Origin of the sequence: Ligilactobacillus saerimneri, assembly GCF_036689625.1 — a bacterium.
Classification (GTDB): Bacteria; Bacillota; Bacilli; order Lactobacillales; family Lactobacillaceae; genus Ligilactobacillus; species Ligilactobacillus saerimneri.
In genome coordinates, this window is record NZ_CP144759.1 from 1,475,583 (window position 1) to 1,493,483 (window position 17,901).

The 17,901-nt window shown below is 44.5% G+C and carries 15 protein-coding genes and 2 tRNA genes; 10 read left to right on the plus strand and 7 right to left on the minus strand.

Annotation, left to right across the window (positions count from 1 at the left end):
• Window positions 1–7: 7 nt before the first annotated feature.
• Together V3C97_RS07150 and V3C97_RS07155 are read right to left on the minus strand one after the other, a co-directional pair.
• Window positions 8–136, minus strand: coding sequence for a hypothetical protein (locus V3C97_RS07150; RefSeq protein ID WP_338434121.1), 129 nt, complete (start codon window positions 134–136; stop codon window positions 8–10).
• Window positions 137–489: 353 nt separating this feature from the next.
• The gene (locus V3C97_RS07155) at window positions 490–1,524 is read right to left on the minus strand and encodes a branched-chain amino acid aminotransferase (protein ID WP_009551378.1); all 1,035 of its coding nucleotides are present in this window, start codon (window positions 1,522–1,524) and stop codon (window positions 490–492) included.
• Window positions 1,525–1,788: 264 nt separating this feature from the next.
• On the opposite strand from V3C97_RS07155, the gene V3C97_RS07160 reads away from it, so the two are divergent.
• Genes V3C97_RS07160 through V3C97_RS07170 form a run of 3 tightly spaced genes read left to right on the plus strand, consistent with a single transcriptional unit; the run spans window position 1,789 to window position 5,576 of the window.
• Window positions 1,789–2,994: an amidohydrolase family protein gene (locus V3C97_RS07160; RefSeq protein WP_338434122.1), complete on the plus strand. Its 1,206-nt coding sequence runs from the start codon at window positions 1,789–1,791 to the stop codon at window positions 2,992–2,994.
• Window positions 2,995–3,017: 23 nt separating this feature from the next.
• On the plus strand, window positions 3,018–4,202 hold the full coding sequence (locus tag V3C97_RS07165) for a hypothetical protein (RefSeq protein ID WP_338434123.1): 1,185 nt from the start codon (window positions 3,018–3,020) through the stop codon (window positions 4,200–4,202).
• A 21-nt stretch (window positions 4,203–4,223) separates the two neighbouring features.
• The gene (locus tag V3C97_RS07170) at window positions 4,224–5,576 is read left to right on the plus strand and encodes a M20/M25/M40 family metallo-hydrolase (RefSeq protein ID WP_338434124.1); all 1,353 of its coding nucleotides are present in this window, start codon (window positions 4,224–4,226) and stop codon (window positions 5,574–5,576) included.
• A gap of 81 nt (window positions 5,577–5,657) precedes the next feature.
• Here the strand turns inward: V3C97_RS07170 and V3C97_RS07175 are convergent, their stop codons facing one another.
• From V3C97_RS07175 to gdhA, 4 genes are all read right to left on the minus strand, one after another.
• Complete coding sequence (locus V3C97_RS07175; RefSeq protein ID WP_338434125.1) at window positions 5,658–7,220, minus strand: sodium:proton antiporter; 1,563 nt, start codon at window positions 7,218–7,220, stop codon at window positions 5,658–5,660.
• A 163-nt stretch (window positions 7,221–7,383) separates the two neighbouring features.
• Window positions 7,384–8,265 carry an alpha/beta hydrolase gene (locus V3C97_RS07180; RefSeq protein WP_338434126.1) on the minus strand — a complete coding sequence of 294 codons (882 nt, stop codon included), beginning with the start codon at window positions 8,263–8,265 and terminating at the stop codon, window positions 7,384–7,386.
• Between the two features lie 96 nt (window positions 8,266–8,361).
• Window positions 8,362–9,231 (minus strand): aldo/keto reductase, encoded by an 870-nt coding sequence (locus V3C97_RS07185; RefSeq protein WP_422392864.1) that lies wholly within the window; start codon window positions 9,229–9,231, stop codon window positions 8,362–8,364.
• Between the two features lie 175 nt (window positions 9,232–9,406).
• On the minus strand, window positions 9,407–10,741 hold the full coding sequence (gene gdhA / locus V3C97_RS07190; RefSeq protein WP_338434128.1) for an NADP-specific glutamate dehydrogenase: 1,335 nt from the start codon (window positions 10,739–10,741) through the stop codon (window positions 9,407–9,409).
• A 320-nt stretch (window positions 10,742–11,061) separates the two neighbouring features.
• Between gdhA and V3C97_RS07195 the strand changes: the two genes are divergently transcribed.
• From V3C97_RS07195 to V3C97_RS07210, 4 genes are read left to right on the plus strand one after another with little or no spacing between them, the layout of a single operon-like run.
• Window positions 11,062–12,156, plus strand: a complete 1,095-nt coding sequence (locus V3C97_RS07195) for an ABC transporter ATP-binding protein (RefSeq protein ID WP_338434559.1) — start codon at window positions 11,062–11,064, stop codon at window positions 12,154–12,156.
• Window positions 12,143–12,952, plus strand: a complete 810-nt coding sequence (locus V3C97_RS07200) for an ABC transporter permease (RefSeq protein WP_338434129.1) — start codon at window positions 12,143–12,145, stop codon at window positions 12,950–12,952. The genes V3C97_RS07195 and V3C97_RS07200 overlap by 14 nt, the downstream gene beginning before the upstream one ends.
• A gap of 1 nt (window position 12,953) precedes the next feature.
• Window positions 12,954–13,754, plus strand: coding sequence for an ABC transporter permease (locus V3C97_RS07205; protein ID WP_338434130.1), 801 nt, complete (start codon window positions 12,954–12,956; stop codon window positions 13,752–13,754).
• Window positions 13,751–14,821 carry a spermidine/putrescine ABC transporter substrate-binding protein gene (locus V3C97_RS07210; RefSeq protein ID WP_338434131.1) on the plus strand — a complete coding sequence of 357 codons (1,071 nt, stop codon included), beginning with the start codon at window positions 13,751–13,753 and terminating at the stop codon, window positions 14,819–14,821. Before V3C97_RS07205 ends, V3C97_RS07210 begins: the two co-directional genes overlap by 4 nt.
• Before the next feature lie 628 nt (window positions 14,822–15,449).
• On the opposite strand, the gene V3C97_RS07215 is transcribed toward V3C97_RS07210, so the two are convergent.
• Window positions 15,450–16,187: a helix-turn-helix domain-containing protein gene (locus V3C97_RS07215; protein ID WP_338434132.1), complete on the minus strand. Its 738-nt coding sequence runs from the start codon at window positions 16,185–16,187 to the stop codon at window positions 15,450–15,452.
• Window positions 16,188–16,987: 800 nt separating this feature from the next.
• On the opposite strand from V3C97_RS07215, the gene V3C97_RS07220 reads away from it, so the two are divergent.
• The 3 genes from V3C97_RS07220 (at window position 16,988) to V3C97_RS07230 (ending at window position 17,775) form a co-directional block, all read left to right on the plus strand.
• Window positions 16,988–17,060: transfer RNA gene (locus tag V3C97_RS07220), tRNA-Lys, on the plus strand.
• A gap of 59 nt (window positions 17,061–17,119) precedes the next feature.
• On the plus strand, window positions 17,120–17,635 hold the full coding sequence (locus tag V3C97_RS07225) for an SA1002 family membrane protein (protein ID WP_278837726.1): 516 nt from the start codon (window positions 17,120–17,122) through the stop codon (window positions 17,633–17,635).
• 67 nt (window positions 17,636–17,702) lie between these two features.
• Window positions 17,703–17,775 (plus strand) — tRNA-Lys (locus V3C97_RS07230).
• Window positions 17,776–17,901 lie beyond the last annotated feature (126 nt).

The window sequence follows — 17,901 nt, forward strand, 5'->3', positions numbered from 1 at the left end:
TACGTAACTAGTTGTTTGTTCGCTTATCAATTGGATTATACTTCTGCGCAGTAGCTGGCTGGCAGTTCTGGCGTTGCTTATGCAACATCAGATCAACCGAGTTATCCTTGCAGAGGTAAACCGCAATGTTCAGCACTTCTATTGTCGTGCTTTGTAGTGCAGAAAGATATATCTAACTACGGGTGCCTCTGATGATGCTCATCATTCGTTACCCTAGGTTAGATCACGCTTTCTAACCGCACTACTCAGCACTTCTATTAACGTGTTCACCAGCTCAAAAGCCTATGGATAACAACACCCCAGTGGATGACTCCATCATCTTACCGGGGTGTCCGTTATCCTACGCCTTTTACCCGAGCTGGTTCACATTTCTTTAACGTGCTCCTCACCCAACTCCCTATCCCTAGTCATAAACTCTTGTGATGCTTGCGCATCACCGCGACTTCATGCACTAGGGCACGGGAGTTAATCGGGTTCGTTCACACTTCTTTAGTCCACCCGCACAATCCATCCTTCTGGCGCTGGCCGGTCACCAAACTGGATCCCCGTCAACTCTTCATAAAGCTTCTTCGTCACTGGGCCTACTTCTGTTTCCGAGTAAAATTCATGGTAAGTATCACCCACTTGGAACCCAGCGATTGGTGAAATGACCGCTGCCGTTCCGCAAGCACCTGCTTCAGCAAAACGATCCAAATCATTGATATAAATGTCACCTTGTTCTACTTCCATCCCAAAATTATGTTCCGCCAAGTAAAGGAGAGAGTACTTTGTCACTGATGGCAAGATTGATGGTGACTTTGGAGTCACAAACTTTCCGTCCTTGGTAATACCAAAGAAGTTTGCGGAACCGACTTCTTCAATCTTTTCATGGTTAACCGGATCCAAGTAGATGCAGTCGGAGAAACCAGCAGCATGGGCCTTACTACCTGGCAAGAGGCTAGCTGCATAGTTGCCCCCAACCTTGCTAGCCCCAGTTCCCCGGTGAGCAGCTCGGTCATATTCTGAAACCAAGAACTTAGTTGGTACCATACCACCCTTGAAGTAGTTTCCAACCGGCATCGCAAAGATACTGAAGATATATTCCTTAGCAGCATGGACCCCGATATTTTCACCAACCCCAATCATCATTGGCCGTAAATACAGTGTCCCCCCAGTTCCATAAGGTGGAACGAATTCTTCATTGGCCTGCACTACTTCCTTGCAGGCATCAATAAACATTTCTACCGGTACATGAGGCATCAGGAGGCGGTCACAACTGTCCTGAAGGCGCTTGGCATTGCGGTCAGGCCGAAATAACTGCACATGATTATCCTTAGTTCGATAAGCTTTCAAGCCTTCAAAAGCTTGTTGTCCGTAGTGTAAAGCTGGAGATCCTTCGTTGATCACCAGGTTTGCATCTTCTTCTAATCCTTGCTTATACCATTCACCGTCTTTCCAATAGGCACGGTACCGATATGGCAAGTCCATATAGTCAAAGCCTAGATTTTCCCAATCAATTGTCGTCACAGGCGCTTTTGCTGTCATAGTTAAGTCCTCCTAATGCTTCGTTATGTTTACTATACTAAATTTTTTGAGAAATAACAGCCCATTTTAACTATCGAATGCAACTCTATTTCTGGCAAACAAAATTTCACCTATTTATATACTACATGTCCTAACTTTTAAATTAATGCGTTTTCAGGGGTTGCAAATATTTTCAATAGTGCTAAATTATTAACCATTTTATTAAAAAATGATTAATTTGTAATTAGTTGATAATGAGTTGCAGGTTAAAAAGGAGATGTGCCTATGGATAAACTATTTTTTAATTGCAATATGTTTGACGGAACAACCGCTACTTTAACTGAAAACGCTTGGTTTGTGGTCGACGAAGCTGGCCGGATTAGCAACCAAGGGACGGGAAAATATCCAGATGTCACCGATCGTACCGATCTTCAAGGCAAGTTTGTAATGCCTGGTCTGATTAATGCCCATACGCACATTATGATGAATCCCATCACTAATAAAACAGAATACTTAACTGAAGCTGAAGCAACCGTGCAAGCACTACATAATCTCGAATTACTCCTTAAGAGCGGGCAAACTTATGTCCGCGACTGTGGCTGCGCATTTAATGTCGATATCCAATTGGCAAACTTTTATCGCGAAGGGCGGGTTTTTGATTTCAAAATGCCAGAAATTATGCCTTCCGGGCGTCCTCTTTCAATGACTGGTGGTCACGGTGATTTTACTGAAGGACACGACGGTTGCACTACCTGGGGCTACTTAACCGATTCACCTGACGAAGTCCGCAAGGCCGTCCGCCAAGCATTCAAGCTCGGTACTCAAAACATCAAAGTTATGGCTACGGGCGGAATCATGTCAGCTACTGACCAAGTTGATGACACCGAACTCTCACTGGAAGAACTGAAGATGGCTGTTGCCGAAGCCCATTCTAAGCATATGACTGTGGCTGCCCACGCTGAAGGCCGAGCTGGTATTCACAACGCTATCCTCGCTGGGGTTGATTCAATCGAACATGGTTCTTACCTGAGTGATGAGGACATTGCCGCTATGAAAGAACAAGGTACTTTTCTGGTAACCACATTAATTGCTGCTTGGACTATTCCTGAATATGGCGAAGGTAAGTTACCTCAATACATGTTGGACAAGGCTAAAGCCTTTATTAACGATTACTTCGAAAACATCGGCAAAGCCATTCGAGCCGGGGTCAAAATCGCCTTTGGGACTGATGCTGGAACGCCTTTTAACCGCTTTGAAGAAGCTCCCTATGAATTACAGCTACTAGTAGAAAACGGTGCTACTAATTTCCAAGCCCTCCAAGCGGCCGGAAAGTTCTCATCCGAACTACTCGGCATTGAGGCTGATTACGGCACACTCGAACCAGGGAAATTTGCTGATTTCTTAGTTCTAGATGCCGATCCATTAGCTGACGTCAAAGCCGTCCAACAAAAGGACAAGCAAGTTTACAAAAAAGGACAACGAATGTTTTAAATTTTTAAAGAGAGGAACTGCTTATGGAAAATCTACTTTGTTTTTTGACCATCATGGTCGCCATGTTCCTGGGTGAATGGGTATCTAAAAAAACTCATTCTTGGATCCCATCAATTTTTGTTGTTGCGATTATTTTCTTGATCGGTTTTTGGACTGTTTTCCCCAAAGACTTAATTGCCCAAGCATCATATTCTAAAGCATTTATTACCATTGCCATCGGAATCTTATTGGTCCACTTAGGAACTTTAATGAATTTAAAAAAGTTGGTTCAACAATGGAAAGCCGTTTGTATCGCCGTATTAGGGATGTTAGGAACTTTAATCTTCACCCTGACAATTGGGCTAGCATTCTTTGGACGTGACCTTGTTGTCTCCACTGTTCCAACCCTCACCGGGGGCTTGGTAGCAGCCGCTTTGATGACTCAAGGGATCCAAAAAGCGGGAATGGTGGCTTTAGTTGCTTACCCAGTAACAATGTTTGTTTGTCACCATATCATTAGTTTTCCTATGATTTCAACTTGCCTCCGCAAGGAAGGTGCACGCCTGAAGGTTGTTTTTCAAAACGATCCGGCAGCAGCGAAAGCAGCGGTTGCCAACGATACTGGTTCTACTAGCAGCAACGACCGCCAACGCTTCTTCAGCCTCGGTGCTGAATACGATACACCTGCTTTCATCATGGCTAAAGTAGCCCTGGTTGCTGTTTTCAGTTTTTGGATTTCTAGTTTACTTCATGGTGTGATCAATGCCAACGTCCTCTGCCTAATCTTCGGGGTAGTGGCCCATGCTGCCGGCTTCTTACCTGATGATGCTTTGAATAAAGCCAAAGTTTTCAACTGGTTGATGTACGGGTTGCTGGTTTTCGTCTTGGCCGAATTAAATGCAACAACACCAGCTACAATCGGTAAAATCCTCCTCCAAGCATTGATCTTAATCGCTTTAGGCTTACTCGGGATGTTTTTGGCATCAGTTATCCTGGCTAAGCCATTTGGCATGAGTCGGCCCATGGCTTTCGCCTGTGCTCTCACTGCCCTGTGTGGCTTCCCCGCTGACTACATTTTAACTACCGATGTGGTTAATAGTTTAACTGACGATGCCGATGAACGGGCCTTTCTCTTAGACAACATGCTTCCTAAAATGCTGGTTGGGGGTTTTGCAACTGTTTCAATTGCATCCGTATTAATCGCATCCTTCTTCCTCAACATGCTTTAATTTAGAAAAGAGGCTTTTCTTATGACAGTAGATATCAATGACGTTGAAAAGTTTGTTGCTGCTGAACTTGAAACCAGTGCTAAATATTTAACTATTCCTAGTGTTTCCGCGCAGGGACGGGGAATTAAAGAAACTGTTGCCTACCTTACCGATTGGTTCAAGGACTTGGGGGCTGACCAGGTCAAGGTCTTCGACCAGTACCAAAATCCCGCTGTGTTTGCCTCCTTCACTGGTAACAGCGCCAAGACAATTTTGTTCTATAACCACTATGATGTTCAGCCACCAGATCCCTTGGATGAATGGGAATCCGATCCATTTGAGCCAACCGTCCGTGATGGCAAGTTATATGCCCGCGGGGTCTGCGATGATAAGGGGGAATTGATGTCCCGTTTGGCCGTAGTCCGGTATTTTCAAGAACATGGTGGCCTCCCATGTAATTTGAAATTCTTCATTGAAGGTGAAGAAGAAATTGGTAGTCCCAATGTAGGTAAATATGCCCAAGATGCTGCTGAGTATCTCAGTTGTGACGCGGTTATCTGGGAAGGTGGCGGTAAAAACGAAGCTGAAAAGTTTCAGATTATCGCTGGGACCAAGGGGGTGGCTTCATTTGAAGCTGAAGTTACTACTGCCCAATCTGACGCCCACTCTTCTTTGGCTCCTTATCTGAACAATGCTGCTTGGCGCCTCGTTCAGGGGCTAGCAACGCTATATGGGCCAGACCGCAAGATTAAAGCTGAGCATTTCTATGACAATGTTCAACCATTGTCACCATATGCAGCCGAACAAGTTGCCCAGCAAGAGCCCGACTTTGATACTCAAGCAGTAGTTGATACCTTTGGTGTCAGCCACGGTAAGCTTCCGGTAGCCAAACCGTTCACGGCCGTAATGACTGAACCAACCATCACTATTAATGGCCTTTCAGCTGGCTATGAGGGTGATGGGGTCAAAACTGTCATCCCCCGCCGCGCTATGGTTAAGCTTGACTGCCGTTTAGTCCCGGGACAAGACCCAGAAACTATTGTCGGCTACCTGCAGGATCAACTCGTAAAAAATGGGTTCCCTGATATCAAGCTCCACTTCCTGTTAGGAGAAGATGCTTACCGGACTAACCTAGAAGATCCGTTCGTTCAGCTTGGCAAACGCGTGGCTGCAGAAGTTTATGGTCAAGACCAGGTTGTCTTAGTTCCTAATCAACCCGGTGGTGGCCCAATGCTTCCATTCTTTGAAGTTACCCAAGCACCACTGATGGGGGTCGGTGTTCATTACGCTGCCAGCACTCCTCATGCCCCAAATGAAAACATCCGCCTAACTGATTACCAGCAAGCTTCGGGTTATCTCGCCCGCTTGCTTGAAGAATTCAGTCAGCAAGCTTAACTTATACTTTCTAACTTATATTTTCTTTAGCCATTAAAAAGCAGAGTACCATTCGAATTGGTACTCTGCTTTTGTGTTTATCTAGCGTAATTTATTATCTGGATCCATCAGCATTGACAATGCTAGTGTGATTTCATCATAAAACCGATAAATATCATCAGTTAGTTCTTCTTTTTGTGAAATCTCATCAATATACCGCCATTCCTGCATCAAAGCCCAGGTCAATGCCCGTTGTTCCAGTTCCTTTTCGCCTTGCGTCAACTCTGACACACTAGTTCGACGCCATTCTTGCCAAAAGTCCCGTTGGCTAGTTCGATTGGCCTGGTCCGCTAGATCATACATTATCCGTTGCCGCACCCGGGGTGGCAAGTAGATCTTTTTGACTGCTTCGCGCCCGGCTTGTACCATTTCAAGGCGAATCCGATCCCGCGTTGCGGCCGCCTCAGTTGGAGGTGTATCGGCTGGCAAGATAAACCGAAACAAGACTGTTGGAACAATCATACTTAACAGGATCAAAAAGATTTCTGCCAAAAGTACCTGGTTAAACTGGGTACTAGTCAAACCACTTTCTTTTATCGAAAAGACTAAAGCCATTGTGATCGCCCCCCGAACCCCGCCTAGAGCAAAGACTAAGCTCTCATGGTGGGATACGTGTTTGAACCGCTTGTACAGGTACCGTACTAAAAGATTGATCCCATATAAAAGGGCTCCGGTTGCAATACTGATGCTAAGGTTGACCAAACCGAGTTCAGCCCGAAAGATCCGCACCAACATCAAGCCCAAAATCACAAACACCGCGCTATTCAGCAAGGCCTGGGTAAAGTTCATTAATACCAAATTGGTATGAAACTGCTTCACATGGGCGAAGCTACTACGCGATGACTCACTATTTTGCACCAGTCCAGCCATCACTACTGCGATGATCCCTGACATATGAAAGTGTTCAGCAGTCAAATAGATAAAAATTGGAGTCAATAAGTACAGGATTGCTTGACCATTATAAGTCGAATTCTTGGTAAATAATTTCCGAAAAGAAATCATTCCAAAGGCAAAAAGGAAGCCAAAAACTACCCCGCCCCCAGCTGCGATGATAAAGGACATGATCGAACCTTGCACATCCAAGTGTCCCCGCGTCAACCATAGTGACGTAGCACTCAAAAGCACAATTCCGGAAGCATCGTTGAACATTGATTCTAACTTGAGGGCGTGTTCCGTTCGTTCAGGGACTATCAGGCCGTCGGACACTGCTTCAGTAGCTGTTGCATCCGTTGGGGTAGCTAGGGATGCCATGATAAAGGCCAAAGGTAAGCTATATCCCAATAAATAATGGACCGAGAATCCTGCTGCAATGGTAATCGCTAACGCCAAGACCAAAGCTAGGGAAATGATCGCTCGTACTTGCCGCCAAATCAGATTCAGCCGCGTCGCCTGCCCTTCGAAATATAGCAGTGGCGCGACTACAAAGAGCATGAATATTTCCGTATTGAAGTTGACCACCAAATCATTCAAAAACGGGATAAAGCCTATGGCAATCCCAAAGGCAATCGCGACATAACTTCCTGAAACCCGGGGTAAGAACTCATTGATAATGCTGGCTAAGGCTGCCACGATGATGATCGTGCCACCGGAAATAATCAATTCCATCTAACCATTCCTTTCCTAATTTTCCTCGTGTTACATAGTTCTATTAATTAACACATATTTCAGCTGAAATTGCCACTAATTTGATGTTTATGTAAAAAAATAAAATTAAAAAAAGAATAAAACTGAAAATCATCTAATTTCAGTTTTATTCCATTAATCAATATTATTCACGGAGGTCCGGATAGAGCGTAAGCTCACCATCGTCTTGAGCAAGCCACACCTGAACTGCGGTGACCCATTGCGCTAGGTTAGGCACGATATAATCAGGAGTCGTTGCACTTGTTCGGTCTGCCAACGCTACCCCATGGCCTCCTTTTTCATACAAATGATATTCACACGGCACTCCCGCTTGCTGCAGTTTGAGAATAAATTGCGTTGTCGTCAGGGGATTAACCGTTTGATCTTCGTTGCCCTGCCAGATAAAAGTCCGCGGCATCTGGGCAGATACGTTTTGCGTTAAATCCAGTTGTAGGATATCTTCGCGTGCCATTAAGTCCCGAAAGGCATCCCTTTCTTTGACGTTAACTTCGGTTGCTATCAACATCGGATAGGCTAAGATCAATCCCTGTAAGGTTAATTGGGTAAACTGCACCCCGAATCTTTTTTGCCATTCGGGATCATGATAGTTCTCAGCAACGGTTCCTACCAGGTGAGCTCCCGCCGAAAAACCTAATAAATATATCCTACTCGTTTCAATAAACCAAGCGTCGCTGTTTTCTTGGATAATATTTAGCGCTTGAACTAAGTCTTGAACAGCATCAGCGATCCGAAAGTCCTGGTTAACTACGCCTGGTTCACCGGGATTTGGTCGCTGTTTAAAATAAACAGAATAATCAACCAAGACAACATTGTAACCTGCACCCAAAAAGCGGGCCACCACCGGTTCACTCTCGCGGTGGGCTAATGTCAAATAACCACCGCCAGGGCAGATAACCATCAGGGGTCGCTTGATATGGTGGCGATGAGTAATTTCTTCGTCCAGGATGTATGCCTTCATCCTCGCTACCCCAGTAGTCCGTAAATTTATTTCTTGATAATACATCATACTTCCTTCTTCCTACTAAAAGCAAAGGCTGGGAGAAAGTCTTTCTTTCTCACCAGCCTCCCGTTCAATTGTACTCCATAAGCTACTTAGTCTTGTTTAGTAATTAAAAATCACTTCATCCGGATCCTTGCACTGCCCACCTAGGTCCTTCAAAGCGAAAATTTTTGCCATTTCTTCATCGGTCAGTTCAAAATCAAAGATCTCCATATTTTGCTTAATCCGGTTTGCATGGACTGACTTTGGCAATGGGACCACCCCTTGTTGGAGGATCCAACGCAAACTAACTTGAGCAGTCGTCTTACCATGAGTAGCGGCAATTTCTTGCATAACTGGGTTGGTTAAAACAGTCGCTCCCTGCCCGCCAAGAGGACCCCAGGCTTCAACTACAATGTCCATTGCTTGGAGTTCCTTGATCTCTGCTTCGTGCGTCCAACCAGGGTGGATTTCAATCTGGTCAACCATCGGTTTAATTGTTGCTGTTTCCAGTAACTTTTTAACATGGTGGGGCATAAAGTTGCTCAAGCCAATGGCCCGCACTTTTCCTTCTTGGTATAACTCTTCAAATGCCCGCCATGTTTCTGCGTTGATCTTAGCTGCATCAGTCCCGAACTGCTTTTCATTGGCTGGCCAGTGGATCAGATACAAGTCGAGGTAATCCAATCCTAACCGGTCTAAGCTGGCTTGAAATACTTGTTTGACATTTTCATAGCCCCAGTCAGAAGTCCATAATTTCGAAGTAACAAATAAGTCTTCCCGTGCTACCCCAGATTCTTTGATCGCCTGGCCTACACCTGCTTCGTTTTTATACAATGAAGCTGTATCAATATGGCGATACCCTGCTTGCAAGGCAGCCTTGACCGCAGCGGCTGTTGTGGCTGGTTCTGTCCGGAAAGTCCCGTAGCCTACACAAGGAATTTCTACCCCGTTGCTGAGTTTTACCGGTGAATTAACATCGACTAGTGTTATTGTAAAGCCTCCCAATTACTATTATTAACGGTATTATTATACAATTCGCCGTAACTGTTACTAAAGTAATTTACTTACTAATAGTTAGCTTTCACATTTATTAATCCACTTTCTGGATAAATTAACAAACGGGCAGAACTTATCTTCCACCCGTTTTCATCAGTACACTGTAAACTTATACTACTCCCTGAGCTTCCATCGCTCCAGCTACCTTTAAGAAGCTAGCGATATTGGCTCCGGCTACATAGTTACCCGGCATCCCGTATTCAGTAGCCGTGGTTGTAATATTAGTAAAAATATCCTGCATAATCTGACGTAACTTCGCATCAACTTCGGCAAAACTCCAGTATAGACGCTCTGAATTTTGACTCATTTCCAGTGCCGATACGGCTACCCCACCAGCGTTTGCTGCTTTGCCTGGCAAGAAGGCCACCCCTTGTTCTTGGAGATAAGTTGTCGCTTCCAGGGTGGTTGGCATATTAGCTCCTTCTGCCACTACTTGCACACCGTTAGCCACCAAAGCCTGGGCATCCGTCAAATCCAACTCATTTTGCGTAGCACATGGTAGAGCAATATCAGTCGCTACTGTCCATACACCCCGCCCGTCATGATACGTGGCACCTTCTCGCGCTGAAGCATATGCTGTCAGCCGTTCCCGGCGTTGCTCTTTAACCTCTTTGAGTAAAGCTACATCAATCCCGGCTGGATCATAAACCCACCCCGAGGAATCAGACACCGTAACGACCTTGGCTCCCAACTGTTGGGCCTTTTCAACGGCATAGATTGCGACGTTACCAGCACCTGAAACAGTTACTGTCTTACCTTGGAGATCTTGTCCTTGGCTCGCTAATAAGGCTTCTACAAGATAAAGCAAACCATAGCCCGTAGCTTCAGTTCGGACTAGGGAACCACCCCACGCCAGGCCTTTGCCTGTTAATACCCCTTCAAAGCGGTTGGTCAACCGTTTGTACTGGCCGAACAAATATCCTACTTCGCGGGCACCGGTCCCAATGTCACCGGCTGGAACATCAATATCTGCCCCAATATACTTATATAACTCTGTCATAAAGCTCTGACAAAAAGCCATGATTTCACGATCTGATTTCCCCTTAGGGTCAAAATCAGCGCCCCCCTTAGCCCCACCAATAGGTAATGTCGTCAGGGCGTTTTTGAAAATCTGTTCAAAGCCCAAAAACTTAAGAATTCCCAGGTTAACCGTAGGATGCAGTCGTAACCCTCCCTTGTAGGGGCCAAGCGCATTATTAAATTCTACCCGATAACCGTTATTTACTTGAACTTGTCCCTGGTCATCCACCCATGGCACTCGGAATAAAAGTTGCCGGTCCGGTGTCGTCAACCGTTCCAAGAGCGCTAACTGGCGATATCGAGCTTCATTTGCTTCGACCGCTGGCCGGATCGTCTCTAAAACTTCTTTGACTGCTTGGTGAAATTCTGGCTGGGCAGGATTTTGCTGTACCAAGCGGGTGTATACATCATCAACATATGCCATAAGATGACCTCCTTCGGGACAAAAAGTGTCTTTTTTATTATTATAATCGTTATTTAAATTAAAAATCAATAAGAAAGGCTCATTTTAAGTTAATTTAAAACCATTTCCCGTTCCCATATCCGCGATAATTTTTTCTTCCTTCATATCCTCCAAAGTGCTATGATTTAGCAGCGGTAATTTTTCATCAATAAATTAACTCGCTTTGATAGACGATCAAAGCATTTTTCTATTAACGGCGGGCATAAACATATTTAAATAAAAAAATAAACGATAATTACCATAAGCACATACTTAATACCAAGGGAGTGATATGATTGGCGATGCTCAAGTTTACCGGAGTAAAGAAACAATTCGGATCCAATGTTATCTTGCAAGACATCTCATTTGAAATCGAGGAGGGCAAGTTCTATACCATTTTGGGTCCTTCTGGATCCGGAAAAACTACCATTTTACGTTTGATTGCGGGCTTTGAATTTCCTAATGGCGGGACAATTGCTTTTGATGGCCAAACCATCAACCAAGTTCCAGCCAACAAGCGCCAGGTAAATACAGTCTTTCAGGACTATGCTTTGTTTCCCCACCTCGATGTGTTTGACAATGTTGCCTTTGCCTTGCGCTTGCAACGGGTCAACAAACAGGAAATCACTGCCCGGGTGAATGAAGCCTTAAATCTCGTTCACCTAGCTGACTTTGCTGACCGCGAGCTGGATGAATTATCAGGAGGACAGAAGCAACGGGTTGCGATTGCCCGCGCCATCGTCAACCGGCCCAAAATCCTTCTCTTGGATGAAGCACTCTCTGCTTTAGATCATAAATTGCGCAAAGAAATGCAAACAGAACTCCGCCAGCTCCAACGACGCTTAGGGATTACCTTCATCTTTGTCACTCATGACCAGGAAGAAGCGTTAGCTATGAGTGACCATATCATGATTATCAATAACGGACTGATCGAACAGTCAGGAACCCCAGTAGATATTTATGATGAACCTTTGAACCACTTCGTTGCTGACTTTATCGGTGAGTCTAACATCATCCCCGCCACAATGGTTGAAGATTATGTAGTTGAAATTGATGGACGGCAGTTCTCTTGCCTTGATGGTGGGTTTGAACCTAACGAAGCAGTTGAAGTTGTTTTACGTCCCGAAGATCTTGATATTACTTCAGTTGCTAAAGGGATGCTCACAGCAACGGTCGAATCGCAGCTCTTCCGTGGTGTCGACTACCAAATCGTGGTCCGTGATACTGAAGGGCATGAATGGACGATTAACTCAATCCACAAGACCGTTGTGGGTAAGCAAATTGGGATTACTTTTGATCCCGAAGATATCCATGTCATGCGGTTCAATGAAAGCCAAACTGATTTTGATGCCCGTTTAGCTGCTTACCAAGAAGGAGGCGCTCATGAGCAAGAATAAGCACCTGGTCTTTACCCTGCCTTATATCTTATGGCTGGCATTGTTTGTAACTGCCCCATTGGTTTTGATTTTTTATCAATCATTTCTTAACATCAATGGTCATCTGACCTGGGAGAACTACCATGACTACATTCATTCAGCAACCTACCTCCAAATGACCTTTAACTCCGTTTGGTATGCCCTAGTGATCACTGGCATTACCCTGGTGGTTGCCTATCCGGTAGCCTATGTTATTGCCCAACTTCGTAGTAAAGATTTTTGGTTAGCGCTAGTCATTCTTCCCACCTGGATCAACCTCCTCTTAAAGACCTATGCGTTCATCGGGCTTTTGGGGCAACATGGATCTATTAATAACTTTCTGCGTTTTATTGGGTTAGGGAGTCACCAGTTGCTCTTTACTAACGCAGCCTTTGTTTGGGTGGCTGCCTACATTGAACTACCATTTATGGTGCTCCCAATTTTTAATGCAATCACAGCGATTCCTACTTCGCTAATCAATGCCAGCCTCGACCTGGGAGCCAGCCGGTGGCAAACCTTTACCAAGGTGATTTTCCCCCTGAGTAAAAGTGGGGTTGCTGCTGGGATCCAAGCGGTTTTCATCCCATCGCTATCCCTCTTCATGATTACCCGTCTGATTGGGGGGAACCGGGTCATTACCCTAGGTACAGCAATCGAAGAGCACTTCTTGACTACCCAGAACTGGGGTATGGGGTCGACCATCGGAGTGGTTTTAGTCCTGGCAATGCTGATAGTCATGGTACTAACAGACGATAACAATAAAAAAGGAGGTGCCTGAGTTGCCTCAAAAACGTTTTTCTATTGGTAGAATTTATCTCGCACTGGTCCTTGTAGTCATGTACTTGCCCATTTTTTACTTGATCTACTATTCATTTAGTTCTGGTGAGCGCATGGACGGTTTTCATCACTTTTCATGGGTCCATTATCAGGCCCTCTTTCAGGACACCCGCATGATTAGCATTGTTCTTAATACTTTAGTCTTGGCCCTCCTCTCCGCCCTTTTAGCTACCGTAGTGGGGACCGCAGGAGCCCTCATGATCAATGGAATGCATAACCGCTTGTGGCGGCGTAATATCCTAATTTTAAATAACATCCTCCTCGTTTCACCGGATGTTATCATCGGAGCAAGCTTCTTGATTTTCTTCACTTTCCTCGGCTTTAAATTGGGTTTTTGGTCCGTATTGTTTAGCCATGTGGCTTTTTCCATTCCGATCGTAGTCCTCATGGTCCTGCCACGGGTTAAAGAATTGCCCAAATCACTCAAAGATGCAGCTTATGACCTGGGAGCTACTAGGTGGCAAGCTTTCTCCCAGGTAACTATTCCGGGGATCATGGATGGGATCATGGCTGGCTTCTTCATGGCCTTGACTTATTCATTAGATGATTTTGCTGTAACCTTTTTCGTTACCGGGAATGGTTTCTCAACTTTATCAGTTGAAATTTACTCCCGGGCGCGCCAAGGGATTGATCTTGAAATCAATGCCTTATCCACAATAATGTTCCTTGTATCACTGATCTTAGTCTATACTTACTACCGCTTTTCTACTAAGAAAGGTGCTAAAAGGAGGCTCACCCAATGAAGAAACTCTTATCAGCCGTGATCTTCCTGCTCGCTGTTATCGGCGGTTTGACATTATGGAACCGGCAACTTACTACTAGTCGGCAGGCTTCATCACCTACTAAAACATTGGTCATCTATAACTGGGGGGATTATATCGATCCTGCTTTGATCACTAAGTTTGAAAAACAAACTGGTTATCATGTCGACTATGAAACCTTTGATTCTAACGAGGCGATGTTGACCAAAATCCAGCAAGGAGGGACTCGGTATGACCTCGCAGTCCCTAGTGAATACACCGTTACCAGGATGGCCAAAGCCCACCTGATTAGACCCTTGGATCACCAACAATTGCCCAACCTGCAAAATATCGATCCCCGGTTACTCAATCAAAGCTTTGATCCCCATAATAAATACTCTGTTCCTTACTTCTGGGGGACCCTGGGCATTATTTACAATGATCGCCTGGTCAAAAATCCCCCCCAGCACTGGAACCAGTTATGGGAACCCCGTTTTCACAAACAAGAAATGCTTCTCGACAGTGCCCGTGACATGATGGGGATCGCGCTGATCACCCAGGGACACTCGGTTAATACTACTGATACCGCAACTTTGGTAGCAGCTGAACAAAAGCTCACCCACCTAATGCCCAACACTCGGGCAGTGGTTGGTGACGAAATGAAACTCTATCTTGAACGAAACGAAGCAGCTTTAGGTGTTACTTATTCAGGTGATGCAGCAGAGATGATGGCTGTCAACTCGCACCTCCATTATGTCGTTCCTAGTGAGGGAAGTAATATCTGGTATGACAACTTTGTTATTCCTAAAACAGCCAAAAATACCAAGGCTGCTTATGCTTTTATCAATTTTATGCTTGAACCTAAGCATGCGGCACAAAATGCCGACTATGTTGGTTATGCCACCCCGAACCGGCGGGCTAAGAAGTATTTGGATCCTGAGATAATTAATAATAAGGCCTTTTATCCGGATGAACGGACGATGGAGCATTTGGAAGTATATAAGGACTTGCCTCGCAAGGTTAACCAAACATATAATGATTTGTTTTTGAAGTTTAAGATGACAAAATAGAAGTGTGAACCAGCTCGGGTAAAAGGCGTAGGATAACGGACACCCCGATGAGATGATGAAGTCATCCATTGGGGTGTTGTTATCCATAGGCTTTTGAGCTGGTGAACACGTTAAGGAATAGAGGTGTGAACATCCTCGGTTAGATCCCGTACACTAGCGTATGAACTCGTAGCAATGTCAAACATTGCAAGAGATCAAAGTTAGGGATAGGGATCTGAGGATGTGAGCACGTTAAGGAATAGAAGTGCTGAGTGGTGCGGTTAGAAAGCGTGATCTAACCTAGGGTAACGAATGATGAGCATCATCAAAGGCACCCGTAGTTAGATATAGCTTTCTGCACGACGAAGCACGTTAATAGAAGTGTGAACCAGCTCGGGTAAAAGGCGTAGGAGGACATCCCGGTGAGATGATGAAGTCATCCACTGGGGTGTTGTTATCCATAGGCTTTTGAGCTGGTGAACACGTTAAGGAATAGAAATACGAACATCCTCGGTTAGATCCCGTGCCCTAGTGCATAAAGTCGCAGTGATGTGCAAGCATCACAAAAAAGGCTGGAGCCTGAACATTTTCGTGTTCAAGCCCCAGCCTTTTTAAATTAGAGGTAGTTACTTAGGCGTAACGTTTAAGTTTAGATGAATTCTGCACGCCATGGGTCGATGCCTTCGTAGAGGGCAGCCTTACCAACAGCATTGAATAATTCGTTCTTGTGGTGAACAACCTTCTTACCAGCTTCGATTGCTTCTGGGAAGAGGGTGTTTGGATCCCAGCCATCATTTTCAGCCAAGATTTCACGTACCTTAGCAAAGAATGCGTGCTTGTAGTCAGAGGAGATATTAACCTTACTGATCCCGTTAGCAACAGCATCAATGTCAGTCGCATTACTCAAATGGAATACGACTTCGATCAGAGCATCACGCACTGCCTTCTCACTTCCAACCACCCGTAAGGACCGTTGCTTGCGTACCAGCTTGAGGTCCCACTTCTCTAGGCGTTGACCAATCTCTTTGACATCTGTCTGCAATACCGACTCGCTGATGTAGAGTTTGTTCACCAAGTCATAAATCATCACCGCATTTGGAGCGGCAAATAGTAACTTGGTAACAATATACTCACGTCGGAGCTTGACTGAAGAATTGGTTTGCGAATTTTCATTCGCAACATCCAGATATGTGGCATAGTCGAGTTTGTATCCTTGGCCTCTTTTAGCATTGATAATTTGCTTAGAAAACTTTTTATTGATACTACCGACATGCCGGGTAATCGTTTTGGACGATACACCCAGTTCACTTGATAGCTCATCAGAAGTGGTGAACTCGGTGTGAGTTAATAAATAATCAATAATTTGTTGATCAATATCCTTCGGCATCGTTTTCCCCCTCCTGACAGTCTTAATTCTATCTTCAATGAAAGCGCTTAAATTACCGATAAATGTCCGTTGCAAAGGTCAGCAACGGACAATAAAGGACATTTACGATTAAGGACAAGGGACACTTTGTTTTAGTGTCCCTTGTGGTTGAGCAGATGGATGCGGTACCACGAACAAAAAGCTTTTCCTTCCGCTTTGCAATCATGTTATAATGAAAAACGACTCTGGGATTACTTACCATTTATCAGGTAAGCTTGGTTATTGTTTCCTGCATTTTCCCTTGTCTACCAGCAGGCAAATGTTGTTTTGTTTCTCCCCACAGGCTTAACCCACCATGTGCGGTATCCAGACCAACTATGGCTTGAACCGACATGCTGACATGTTCGAGTCGATAAAGTCTGGGTTGTGAGAATAAGATGTCATTTTGACAACAACGACCATAGTTAACCAGAGATATACAACAACTAAGTACGAGCGACCCTTACCCGGTCGCTTTTTTGTATCCAAAAAGAGCAGGATGCCCATCGTAGCATCCTGCTCTCATTTTATTTGGCTAGTAAAATCTCTTTTTCATAAACGGCTGTATTTTCACCTATTGCTTTACCCCGGCAAATTGTAAAAAAACGTCTATTATTTACAGTTAGCAATTTTTTGCTTGCGCTCATCTAAATTATTTGTTAAAGTAATATTCGTTGATTCGCTTCAGCCATGAAGTGATCACGACACAACAAGTCAAAAAAATCTTGTCATTGCGCAGGTTTTTTGCTATTATATTTTTGTTGTTAATTTACTTAACTAATGGACAGTTAGCTCAGCTGGCAGAGCAACGGACTCTTAATCCGTGGGTCCAGGGTTCGATCCCCTGACTGTCCATACTTGTAACAGGCGTGAGGAATCTCAGGCCTGTTTTTTGCTATTAAGGAGGGTTTCTCATGACAGTTGCCTGGGGATTATTGATCGTGATGGTCATCATCGGTATTGTTGTACAACGACGTAAGCGGGAACAGTTTGCCTTTCTCCACGCTCTGTTCCTACTCACCACGATGATCATTTTGAGCACCATTTTCATTGTCACTGCCATCGTTCTTGCTTATATGTTCAGTTCATCGTTCCCTCATTTGCATATGGGATCACTTTTCTTACTCTATGGTCTCGTGATCATTATTGCGGGCGTCTTCTTATACCTAGTGTTACGCCTGCTCAACCGGATCCGTCCCTTATCAGTGACTACACTCACTATCATCGAATACTACATCCAATGGAGTTTAATTTATGCAACGATCTACCAAATTGTCTTCGAAAATCTCCTCCGAACGCTCAAAATCATCAAAAATGTTTCTAGTTTGACTGCAGTGAGCGCCAACGTGTTACTCGTTGCCGGATTATCTTCATTCATTGCTTCTTGGATCGCAGTTGTCCTATTCAAATTCACCCATGAAGAAATATAATTTTTATCCAAAAAAGTCTTGCATTATCAATAGATACTTGCTATCATAATATCTGTTGTTAAGACATGGACAGTTAGCTCAGCTGGCAGAGCAACGGACTCTTAATCCGTGGGTCCAGGGTTCGATCCCCTGACTGTCCATCAGAGATTTACTGAGACGAGGTTTTTACCTCGTCTTTTTTATTTAATTTAATATTAAACTTACACGGCTTGCCCGTTAATGGTAGAACAATCTGCTATACTTAGTTTAGTAAATCAAGGAGGGAT

Excerpts from the sequence above, each read along its gene's own strand:
- V3C97_RS07155 (WP_009551378.1), bottom strand. The coding sequence starts at position 1,524 with ATGACAGCAAAAGCGCCTGTGACGACAATTGATTGGGAAAATCTAGGC.
- V3C97_RS07160 (WP_338434122.1), top strand. The coding sequence starts at position 1,789 with ATGGATAAACTATTTTTTAATTGCAATATGTTTGACGGAACAACCGCT.
- V3C97_RS07165 (WP_338434123.1), top strand. The coding sequence starts at position 3,018 with ATGGAAAATCTACTTTGTTTTTTGACCATCATGGTCGCCATGTTCCTG.
- V3C97_RS07170 (WP_338434124.1), top strand. The coding sequence starts at position 4,224 with ATGACAGTAGATATCAATGACGTTGAAAAGTTTGTTGCTGCTGAACTT.
- V3C97_RS07175 (WP_338434125.1), bottom strand. The coding sequence starts at position 7,220 with ATGGAATTGATTATTTCCGGTGGCACGATCATCATCGTGGCAGCCTTA.
- V3C97_RS07180 (WP_338434126.1), bottom strand. The coding sequence starts at position 8,265 with ATGATGTATTATCAAGAAATAAATTTACGGACTACTGGGGTAGCGAGG.
- gdhA (WP_338434128.1), bottom strand. The coding sequence starts at position 10,741 with ATGGCATATGTTGATGATGTATACACCCGCTTGGTACAGCAAAATCCT.
- V3C97_RS07195 (WP_338434559.1), top strand. The coding sequence starts at position 11,062 with ATGCTCAAGTTTACCGGAGTAAAGAAACAATTCGGATCCAATGTTATC.
- V3C97_RS07200 (WP_338434129.1), top strand. The coding sequence starts at position 12,143 with ATGAGCAAGAATAAGCACCTGGTCTTTACCCTGCCTTATATCTTATGG.
- V3C97_RS07210 (WP_338434131.1), top strand. The coding sequence starts at position 13,751 with ATGAAGAAACTCTTATCAGCCGTGATCTTCCTGCTCGCTGTTATCGGC.
- V3C97_RS07215 (WP_338434132.1), bottom strand. The coding sequence starts at position 16,187 with ATGCCGAAGGATATTGATCAACAAATTATTGATTATTTATTAACTCAC.
- V3C97_RS07225 (WP_278837726.1), top strand. The coding sequence starts at position 17,120 with ATGACAGTTGCCTGGGGATTATTGATCGTGATGGTCATCATCGGTATT.